Annotated in this window: 6 protein-coding genes; 5 read left to right on the top strand and 1 reads right to left on the bottom strand. The window is 44.6% G+C overall.

All coding sequences use genetic code 11. The features are described 5' to 3' along the window. Nucleotides 1–75 precede the first annotated feature (75 nt). A complete protein-coding gene (locus tag IJJ71_RS00735) occupies nt 76–1,215 on the bottom strand; it encodes a restriction endonuclease subunit S (protein WP_296844730.1) in 1,140 nt (379 codons plus the stop codon). Nucleotides 1,216–1,428: 213 nt separating this feature from the next. Here IJJ71_RS00735 and IJJ71_RS00730 point away from each other — a divergent pair, with 213 nt between their 5' ends. From IJJ71_RS00730 to pbpC, 5 genes are all read left to right on the top strand, one after another. Continuing rightward, complete coding sequence (locus IJJ71_RS00730; protein ID WP_296844729.1) at nt 1,429–1,761, top strand: helix-turn-helix domain-containing protein; 333 nt, start codon at nt 1,429–1,431, stop codon at nt 1,759–1,761. 5 nt (nt 1,762–1,766) lie between these two features. Continuing rightward, entirely contained in the window at nt 1,767–2,345 is a 579-nt protein-coding gene (locus IJJ71_RS00725) for an ImmA/IrrE family metallo-endopeptidase (RefSeq protein WP_296844728.1), read from the top strand. Between the two features lie 191 nt (nt 2,346–2,536). After that, on the top strand, nt 2,537–3,307 hold the full coding sequence (locus tag IJJ71_RS00720) for an HU family DNA-binding protein (protein ID WP_296844727.1): 771 nt from the start codon (nt 2,537–2,539) through the stop codon (nt 3,305–3,307). A 142-nt stretch (nt 3,308–3,449) separates the two neighbouring features. After that, nucleotides 3,450–8,993, top strand: coding sequence for an alpha-2-macroglobulin (locus IJJ71_RS00715; protein ID WP_296844726.1), 5,544 nt, complete (start codon nt 3,450–3,452; stop codon nt 8,991–8,993). After that, nucleotides 8,990–11,368, top strand: coding sequence for a penicillin-binding protein 1C (gene pbpC, locus IJJ71_RS00710; protein ID WP_367113197.1), 2,379 nt, complete (start codon nt 8,990–8,992; stop codon nt 11,366–11,368). The genes IJJ71_RS00715 and pbpC overlap by 4 nt, the downstream gene beginning before the upstream one ends. Nucleotides 11,369–11,379: the final 11 nt, after the last annotated feature.

Genomic DNA, 11,379 nt, shown 5'->3' with positions numbered 1-11,379 from the left:
TTCTGTCGTCCGTGATTTCTTCGAATGTTTCCTTCAATGTCATTTTTACTACCCGAAGTTATTTTATCATCTCGCCTAATCTTTAAATACAATACTTGTTAAGAATTCAATTGCAGAGTGCTTTTGATGCGGATGCCCTGCCGTATCTACATTCCAGAACTTTTCATTTACATAAATCGGATTGTTAATGGAGCCTTTTCTCCCGATTATTGTGCAATTCTCAGGGCAGATATAATCATTAGCTCTGCCCATAATTCCACCGCTTCCATAAATTGGATAATTTCCAGCGTCATCTACAACTTTTGACTGATTTTTGCCATTTATAACATCCGCAATATCTCCAAAATGACACCATGCCCAGGAAGCTGGCAAGTCAAAAGGTATTTCGATTGCCTTTTCAGTTCCATCAGCGAACTTCTCATAATGGCAATTATCAGTAGTGGACTTGTAGATATAACTATCGTTCTTGTCGCGTTTTAGTTCACCCGATTTGATTTTTGCTTCTTTTTCAGCACGAAGTTTTTCAAGGAGAACAGATGCTGGTTCGTCATTCGGGTCTTGTGCTACAAGCTTTCCATGAATTGCCAAATCAAGAATTTTGCTTTTTGCCTGTTTTATAGCGACTTGTAAATCTGCTTTATCATTTTCAACTTCTTCAATAAGCGTAATAATTCTTTCTATTTCTTCTAAAATTTTCTTTTGCTCATTGATTGGGGGTAAAGGAAAAAGAACCTGTTTAACTGTATCAGATTTCAAATTTTTAACGGTTGACCCTGCTGCTACCAGAGAAAATGAATCATAAATATATTTTGAACTAAGCGCATAATATAAATAGTCTTGCAAAAGGCAATTTTTTATATTTGCAAATACTAACCAACCGTCATGAATGCAACCGTCTATTTTCAAAATATAAGGCCTGCCAAAGCTCATGGAATTTGTAAGAAGAAAATCACCTGCATGAACAAATCTTGAGTGTTTTTTACCTTCAAATTTGATTTTCTCTTTTGCAGAAACTATATATTTACTTCCAGGTTTTGTATCTCCAATTTTAATCCAATTAATACCTGTTTCTTCTGCTGTTAGATACGCATCTATAGGTCGAGGTGAACCACCTCTGGCTATATCAGCAATTTCTTGCAATCTTACCCAAGCCCACCCCTCCGGCACATCAAACGGAATCTCATCCTCAATATCCTTCACCGTTCCATCGGCCATCTGCTCATAGTGCCGCCTATGTAAATTGCTTTATTCGATAATTAATACTGTCATTCTTAGCTAAGCAATTTTCTTGTTCCTGTTCGAGCAGGAACAACATTCTTGCTTGAATGGGAATATTGTTTTTTATTGTAAAAATTGACAATTCTTACTTGACAATGACAAGTTTTCTCGTTATATTAAACTTGTAAGGAAACAGTAATGGGGAAAATTATGGCAGAAGGGTTATTTAAAGAGAGGTTTGCTGCTTTGATAAAGTCAAGACAGCTTACGCAAAAAGAAATTGCTCAAAAAACAAATCTTACGGAAGGTGCGATTTCGCACTATTTAAAAGGCGACCGTGAGCCGAAAGGAGCGATTCTTTTGAACATCGCCAACGCGCTTGAAACTTCGACCGACTATCTCAGTGGTAAGTCTGATGAAGTCAAGCCTGCGGGGGCAGACAGTGAGATTGAGCAGGCTTTTAAACTTGTTGCCCGTAATGCTCCGAACATGAGTGTTGCGGATAGAGACCGATTTATAAAAATTCTTTACGGAGGAAAATAGAGTTTATGAAAAAGCTTTTACAAGCAAGTGATTATGCGAGAATAGAAGACGTCGTAAATGACCTGATTGAAGATTTAGGTCTTAGACAGTTCCCGGTGAACTGTTTTGAAGTTGCATTCATGTTGGGCATTGAAATAAAAAAGTATTCGCAGTTTTCAAAAACAGACCGGGATTTTGTCGTGTCAAAATATGAAGATGGATTCAGCATAACATCTGCTGGAAAATTCATAATCTACTATAACGACAGTATGGATCGGCGCAGAAACAAATTTACAATCTGGCATGAAATTGCTCATATCCAGTTAGGGCATTTTGAATCGGACTGTATGATTTCGTATGAGCAAAAAGAAATGGAGGCAAATCATTTTGCAGCTTATGTAATGGCTCCGCTCGCTTTTATTCACAATCTTGGTCTTTGTGCTCCAAGTGAAATTTCTGATGTATGTGAAATCAGTCTTGCTTGTGCTTACAAAGTATATGGACATTATAAAAAAGCATTTCGATATGAGAGCATTAGAAATGCAATTCTGAACGGAAGAATTGTAAATCTTTTGACTTATTCACCGAAAATGATTGGCGCATGAAAAAAATTGCCCTAAAGCAGATATTGGCGTATCTTCTTTAGGGCTTGAAGAACCGACACCCATAAAGGCATCATTCTTAAGTAGCTTTTTGAATTTTACTTTTTATGTGGTGTCCTCGTCAAGTAGGCTGGGCGGTAATTAGCAGCCGTCCTTTATCTCAAAAATTCCGCAAGAAGCGGAGAGGACACATTATGAGCAATACGACAGTTATTGACTACACAGATTCTGACGGAACAGGCACAGTTACGCTTGTTGTAAATCCATTTGAAAGGGGTGGCAAATATTATGCAAAATTTGACCGCACAACAGTAAACATCGATCATTTGATTGCACGAATCCAAAAGAAAGAGGTTGGAACAAACGCAATCATGGCGAAACACATGGCTTCGCTGTTTAAGGCGGAAATATTGGAAGCATTGAGCCGTGGTGAGGCGGTGAACCTCTTTGATTTGGGAACGCTTTACATAACCACTAGCGGAACTGTTAAAGGTGACACTCCTGAGACTGCTAGTATTCCAGGCTTTCAAGTCAAATTTACTTCATCAAAAGTTACGAATGAGGCGGTATCAAGTCTCGGAATTAAGAAAATCGTCATTTCGGACACAAGCCCGATTATAGGAACGATGACGGATTTGTTCACGGGTGAGGAAACGACAAACTTCACTAAAGGAAAGTCAATCCGTATTGAAGGAAGTCGCTTAAAAATTTCTGGTGATGATGGTGGTGTATTCTTTGCTCCGGCAACAGAAAAAGAAGAGCCTGTCGCAGACGAAATTCAATGGATAAAAGTTGAAAAGCTTATTCGTAATGTCTCAAAGACTCTTGAATTCTTTTTGCCACCAAGCCTTGAAATTGCTACTCCTTATTGCATTGTCCTAAAGACTAACAGCACTAAGGGAAATACGACTAAAAAATCCTATTCAATTACTTCGAGCGGGATTGTCTCAATTAAAGATGAATAGTGAGGATATAAAAAAGCTGCCCGTTTTGGGCAGTCTTTAAATGGTAGTTTTAGAGATATTTTTTGACTAAATCTGTACAAAATTATGAAAATTAAGGAGAGATTGAATTGCATTATGGATTAAAATATTTTATCATCAGTTTATGTTAAAAGATAGTTTTTCTAGGCTCGCCGTGCTCGTTGCGGCTTCTTTCGTAATGTTTTGTTCTGGATGCTCAAAGGAGCAGTCTCAGGCTTCTGCCATCTCTCAGAATGTGACCAAAGCCCGCTACATTGAGGCCGTTACTCCGTCTGGTATCGGGCGGCTGACACCTATAAGCATAAAATTTTCAAAGGACTCTGAGGTTCCGCTTGCGGAGGGGCTTTCCCTTTCGCCGAAAGTTCGCGGAAGCTGGGAATTTGACGGCAACACAGCGACATTTACGCCGGAAAAACCATACAAGGCTGGAAGCCATATCATGCTTTCAGCAGACTGCTCTCATCTTTTCGGGACAGAAAAAGGCTCTGTTTTTACGCAGGAATTTACAGTCGGACTTCCGAGTTTTGCGGTTCAGTTTGATGAAGTCCGCTATGATGAAAGTTCCGCTTCATACCGAATTTCAGGAGCCGTAGTGACAGACATTCCTTCAAGCGAAAAGGAAGTCAGTGAGGCTCTTTCCGTTCGCTATGGAATCTCAAAAGCTGCTGTGACATGGCAGGCTGGCGACAGCGGAGAAAAATGGTATTTTTCAGTTGATAATATAAAGAGCGGAAAAAGTGAAAAATCCATCAGTTTCAGCTGGAAAGATAAGCTTTGCAAGGAGAAAAAACGATTTGTTCTTCCATCATGCACAGTTTTTTCTATACTAGATGTAAATTCTGAGAAGCCGAACACATTGCTTGTCAGTTTCTCAAAGACCCTCGATACAGCCCAGAATATATCTTCGTTCGTGCAGGTCGTGAGCGACACTGGCTCCCTTGTAAAGAATCTCAGTGCAAATGTTCGCGGAAATGTGCTTTCAATATTCAGTGACAGCGGTTTTGAGCATGTCCGAAGCGTAACTATCGCAAAAGGAATCAAAAGTTCAGATGGAATCTTCCTTGCTTCGGCAAAAGATGTTCAGCTTTCCGAGCGGTGGGATAAACCAGCCCTTCGCTTCATGAACGACAATGTAATCCTTCCGACTACTCAAGGGGCTGTCCTTCCAATCGAAACCAGGAACCTAACAGGCGTTCTTGTTCAGGTCTATGCAATCTATAACAGGACTATTCCTCAGTTCCTTCAGGAAAATGAGCTTCCTGATACGAGCCTGCTTTACCGTGTAGGAGAGCCTGTCTGGGAGAAAAAAATTGCGTTTGACTGGAATCCTTCAATGCAGAATAAATATGTCGCCCGTGGATTGGAGATGGGGGAACTGGTCAAAAAATATCCGAACGGAATGTTCCATATCAGGGTTACTTTCCGCCGTGACCAGATTAAATATGTCTGCAAGAACAGCCACACTGATTTCTCACATCTTCCGATGCCGGCAAATACGATTGAGCCATATCAAGTTCCTGTTCAGCATGAGAAGAGCAGCTGGGATTACTGGGAAAATGTAAAGTCAAAGGACCGTGACAATTATTATTATTACGATGATGACCCTTGCCATCCTGCATACTACATGCCGAAATACAACAGCAGCGTGCTTAAAAGCCGGAATGTTCTTATCAGCGACCTCGGAATCATGGCAAAGCGTGATTCAAGCGGAAGCCTTTTCGTAACTGTGGCTGATTTAAGGACTGCAAAGCCTGTTAGCGGTGCTCAGGTTGACCTTCAGACTTATGTCGGAACTCCATTTAAGAGTGCCAAGACTGATGCCAGCGGTTCAGTTCTCTTCACAGATGCTGACAAAACTTATGTCGTAACAGCAAAAGTTGGAGATCAGACAAGCTATCTTAAAATCGCAAGCTCGACATCACTTTCTACGAGTCATTTTGAAATCGGCGGCGAAAAAGCTGGTGACGGCGTAAAAGGCTCGATTTATGGTGAGCGCGGTGTATGGCGACCTGGCGATAAAATGTTCCTTACATTTGTCTTGCAGGATTCTTTGAAGTCTCTTCCTTCATCAATTCCTGTTACTTTTGAGCTTATGGATCCACAGGGGCGTGTTTCGGACACTCAGTTCCTTGCTCGTTCCGTAAATGGGTTCTATCCGATTCAGACTTCAACCAAAAAAGATTCCCCGACCGGATTGTGGACTGCCCGTGTTACAATCGGCGGCAAAAAATGGACGAAAATGCTGAGCGTGGAGGCCGTGGTTCCAAACCACCTCGATGTTCAGCTTGATTCTGATTCCAAAATGCTTACGAGCGATAAAAACCGCTTTACTCTTAAGGGCGCATGGCTTCATGGTGCCGCAACTCCTGATTACAAGGCTGATGTCTCTGTTTCATTCAGTCCTGCAACCACTACTTTTGACGGTTTCAGCGAATACACATTCACGAGCCTCGGAACGGAACTGGAGCAGAGGCATGAGACTGTCTGGGAAGGTTATCTTGACGATGACAGCAAGGCTGAGTTTACGGCAGAACTTGATGCCGGACGACGTTTGCCTGGAAAACTCAACGCTCATTTTACGAGCCGAATCTTTGAGCCGGCAGGCGGATTCTCTACACAGTCAAAGACTTTTGTTTATTCTCCATATACTCGCTATGTTGGAATTAAGCTTCCTAAAGGTGATGCCGCACGAAACATGCTCCTTACTGACACAGACCACACAGTTGATGTCGCGCTTCTTTCTGCAGACGGCTCGCCTGTAAAGAGTGCTAACCTTAGCTTCAAAGTCTACAAAATCGAATGGAAATGGTGGTGGGAAAAAGACGCATACTCAAGCGCAACCCATATTTCTTCAAGCTATTACAATACTGTCGCTTCCGGCAAAGTTGACATAAAGGACGGAAGGGGCACATTCAAATTCCAGGTCAAGTACCCTGACTGGGGCCGCTACTATGTCGAAGTTACTGACAGCGGCTCACGAAATGACTCACATGTCGCAGGAAAAATCGTTTACATCGACTGGCCTGGCTGGGCAGGACGTGCTCAGGAGGGCGGAACAGGCAGTGCTGCAATGATTCCTCTTACGGCAAGCAAAAATCAGTATGTTTCTGGCGAGTCAGCTGAGGTGACTTTCAATTCAAACGAGGCTGCTACTGCATACATCACGATAGAAAAAGCCGGCCGCATTATCAAACAGCAGAAAATCGATACCAAAAAAGGAAGCAATGTCTACAAACTTCCTCTTACGGCAGAAATGTCTCCGAATATCTATGTTCATGTTACTCTCTTGCAGCCTCATCTGCAGACGGCAAACAGTCTCCCAATCAGGCTTTACGGCGTTATTCCTGTGCGCGTTGACAATCCTGCGACAAAACTTTCTCCTGTAATTACTGCTGCGGATCAGTTTGAGCCTAACAAGCCTGCACGGTTCACTGTTTCTGAAAAGGACGGTCGGGCTATGACATACACTCTCGCCGTCGTTGATGAAGGTCTTCTTGGACTCACAAACTATCATGCCCCGGATTTGCGTTCTGAATTCTATAAAAAAGAAGCATCTGAAATCGAAAACTGGGATATCTACCGCTATGTAATGAATGCTTATAGTGGCAAACTTGAGACTATCCTTGCAATCGGTGGTTCTGATGAGATTGTTGATGACCGAGCGCGAAATGAAAACCGGTTCTCTCCTGTCGTAAGATATTTCGGACCATACACTCTTGCTGCCGGAGAGAAAAAGGTTACTGAATTTGATATGCCTTACTATGTCGGTGCTGTCAGGGCTGTTGTCGTTGCAGGCCTTGACGGAGCTTATGGTAAAGCCGAAAAAACAGTTCCTGTAAAGAGCGATCTTATGGTTCAGCCGACTGTTCCAAGAACTCTCGGTACAAATGAGCAGATTTCTGTTCCTGTCACGGTCTTTAACGGTGGAACGACAAGCAAAACCGTGACCGTAACGCTCCGAAGCCGTGGAATTCTTAACATAACAAAGACTCAGGATGTTGAGGTTGCGGCTTCTGCCAGTGCTGCGGTCACTTTCCAGATTGAGACAAAAGCGGCCGGCCATGTCCTTTTTGAGGCTAGTGCGCAATCTGGTTCTGCAAGCGCAAAATCAAGCGTAAGCATGGAAATTGTGTCTCGCGGTGTTCCAATTACTAACCGTACTCCGTTTACAATAAAGAGCGGCGAATCTGTGACAGTCAGCGTTCCGTCTGCCTTTGAGCGTGGAACTGCAAATCTTCTTGCTGAGCTTTCTCCTCTCCCGCCAGTGGATCTTTCAAATCATCTCCAGTATTTGATTCAATATCCTCATGGTTGTATCGAGCAGATAACATCCGGTGGATTCCCGCAGCTCTTCCTGCCTGATTTCCAAAAACTCAGTGCTGCTGAACTCAATAAAATCAAAGATAATGTCATGTCCGTGTTCGACCGTTATCCAACCTATCAGACAACAAGCGGTGCTATGGGGTATTGGCCGGGCAATCAGGATCCTCACGCCTGGGGAACCTGCTATGCCGTACATTTTATGACTCTTGCAAAGCAGCATGGCTATGCCGTTCCTTCTTCAGTATATAATCCTGCCCTTGAGTGGCTTTCAGACAGCGCGGCATATTGGACTGAGCGAAACGGTGACAGCGCGGAAACACAGGCATACAGATTGTTTGTCCTCGCGCTCGCAGGAAAAGCCGACATCGGAGCGATGAACCGTCTTGAAAGCTTGTCTAATTCTCTCGGTGAGGCAGATTGTTCTCTCCTTGCGGCTTCTTATGCACTTATTGGAAGAAAACAGGATGCGAAAAAACTCTGTGCTGCTCCAGACGCAAAAAAATCATGGCGAAGCACGGGCGGAACATTTAGTTCAAACACACGAAATCTTGCCATCTATATGGTTTCATGCAATTACGCCGGATTGACTTCTGAGGCTGCTAACGCGGCAAAAACTCTTGCAGAACGGCTTTCAAGCGGGGACTGGATGAGCACACATGAAGCGGCATGGTCACTTTACGCATTGCTTCCGTTCTACAGCCAGCAGAAACTTTCCGGGGCATCATCTTATTCTATCAGTGTGAACGGAACTGAAAAATCCGGTCAGCTTGATGCGAACTGTGCACTCGTTACCTTGCCTTTCAACAGTAAGCAGCAGAGCCAGACAGCCGTTATTACCAATACAGGAAAAACTATCCTGTATGGAACTCTTGCCGCAAGCGGAATGACAGTGCCTGGAACTGAGACTAGGGAAGAGAGCGGACTTTCTCTTTCTGTTGAAGGCTTGGATGAGCTTCAAAATGCTGGTGCCGGCGACACAGTGGCCCTTACTGTCACGGTTGAGAATAACACCAGAAAAGATGTCGATAACATCGCTCTGACCGTTCCTATCGGTACATGTCTTGAAGTTGCGAACGACAGGCTTGCAAGCGGCGAAGACTATCAGAGCAGTTTTGCTTATCAGGATATTCGTGACGATGCCGTATACACATATTTTAAACTTAATTCTTCGGACGGCTATCGCTACTCTAAGAGTGCGCAATTCAAGTTCTATGTGACTGTCGCATATTCAGGAAGCTACTATATTCCGGCAATTCATGCGGAAGCCATGTATGACAACGATATCCGTGCAACCGTTCCTGGTCGTCTGGCAAAAGCTGGGATTCGCAGGGTATCTGATAAGTGATCGGAAAATCTCTAAAAGGTAAAATCCGGCGTTTTACTGAAAAAGTCCTTCTTGTTCTAAGCTCTTTTTCAGTACGAAAACGCCGGCTTTTTGCCGTTCTCCTATTGTTTTTGATTGCCCTTATTGTCGCAACTTTCGCAGTTCCTGCTGCAATAATTTCAGGCTCGTCTCCATGCTCCTACGCTCTTTATGCTTCGGATGGCACTCTTCTTGGTGCGCAGACTGCTTCTGACGGTCAGTGGCGGTTTGAGGCGGCCGAGGTGCCACAAAAATTTGCAGATGCAATCGTTACTTTTGAAGACAAGAGGTTTTACTGGCATCCTGGAGTCGATATTCTTTCTATTATCCGGGCTTTCCGAGAAAACTCTGCTTCCGGGAGCATCGTTTCGGGCGGCTCGACAATCACCATGCAGACCGTGCGGCTTCTGGAGCATTATCCCCCTCGTACATACAGGCAGAAATTCCATGAGGCTCTGGCAGCTGTTTTTTTTGAGCTTCGTTATTCAAAAAAACATATTCTGGAGCTGTATGCCGCGAATGCTCCGTTCGGCGGAAATGTCGTGGGATTGGAAGCCGCAAGCTGGAGATATTTTGCCCGGCCGCCTGCATCTTTGAGCTGGGCTGAGGCTGCCACACTTGCAGTCCTTCCGAACCAGCCTTCTCTTGTTTATCCTGGAGCTAACAGCGAAATCTTGCTTTCCAAAAGGAATTTTCTTCTTGCAAGGCTTTTTGAGCGGGGAAAAATCTCTGCTGACGAATATGAGAGGTCTCTTTTGGAAAAACTTCCACAAAAACCTTTTCCACTTCCTTCGATAAGTAGACATTATCTTGAATATTTGAAAAAAACTCAAAAAGGGAAGCATACTACTACATTCCGCACCAAGCTGAATTCTTCTATGCAAAAAAATGCCACGCGAACGCTGGAGGCATGGTCTCTTTCATTCAGCCGCAGGGGAATCAATAATGCGGCAGCCCTTATCCTTGATACAAAAACTCTTGATGTTCTTGCTTATTGTGCGAACACAGGAATTGAGAGAAACACAGACACGAACGCCGTTGATATGATTCAGTCCAGGCGAAGTTCGGGAAGCCTTTTGAAGCCATTTTTGTTTGCCGCAATGCTCGATGCCGGCTCTCTTCTTCCGGAGCAGCTTGTCATCGATATTCCGACCCGAATCGGAAATTACAGCCCTGACAACAATATTCCGAAATACGCCGGGGCTATCCCTGCAAGCGAAGCCCTTTCCCGCTCGCTGAACATCCCTGCAATCCGGGAGCTTCGTGAATACGGAATCACTGCATTCCTTGACATCTTGCGAAAATCAGGCTTTACGACATTGAACCGTTCTAGCGATGATTATGGCCTTCCGCTTATCCTTGGCGGTGGAGAAATCACTCTTTGGGAAGCTTCAAGAGCTTATGTCCGCATGATGCAAGCTGCCCTCGGCACGAACTCTGACCGAAATTTCCCGATAAGCCGTGGAAGCGCGTATCTCACGCTTTCGGCTCTTTCTGAAGGAGTCCGCCCGGATGAAGAAGCGGCATGGCAGACTTTTGCAAACGCCCGCCGAATCGCATGGAAAACAGGAACTTCAAACGGAAACCGCGATGCCTGGGCAATCGGCGTGACGGCTGAATATACTGTCGCAGTCTGGGTCGGAAATGCCATTGGAAGCGGAACGCCGGACTTAAAAAGTGCGTCTACGGCAGCTCCTGTCCTGTTTGATTTATACAAAACTCTTCCTCGCTCTTCATGGATTGGTTTCCCGGAAGCGGAGCTTTCCAAAGTGACTGTCTGTGCAAAAAGCGGATATGCAGCCGGCATTGATTGCACCGAGACAAAGGAGGCCTTTAAACCGCGGAAAGCACCTCAAAGCTCTGCCTGCCCTTATTGCCGTAAAGTTTCCCTTACGAATGACGGTCTCTATCAGGCTACGGCAGATGATTTGACAGGCGAGAAGGCTGGAATATATGACGGAACGATGCCGCAAGTTGAGAGCCGTTTCGTGCTTCCTCCTTCAATCGAATACTGGTACAAGAGGGCAAATCTTGGTTATCGTTCGCTCCCAGATTTTGTTCCATGGCATAAAAATGCTGAGATTCAGGAGCTTTCGCTTATTTTCCCGGAAGCGGGGGCAAAAATCGTAATCCCGACTGAAATCGACGGAAGTCCTGGCAGCATGGTCATGCAGGCCGCGACAAGAAATCCTGATACTGTTGTTTACTGGGACATTGACGGAACTTATCTTGGTTGCACTGAAAACCGGCATGAGCTGGCCGCCCGCCCACGTGCTGGCTCTCATACGCTCACCGTGACGGACAGCCACGGAAGCCGAATCCAAAGGCATTTTACCGTGCTGGATGCGGCAGAGTGAGAACAGGTTAA

This window comes from Treponema sp., from assembly GCF_017430385.1.
GTDB lineage: Bacteria > Spirochaetota > Spirochaetia > Treponematales > Treponemataceae > Treponema_D.
Note: the sequence above shows the minus strand (reverse complement) of the source record. Positions and strands in the feature narration are given on the sequence as shown.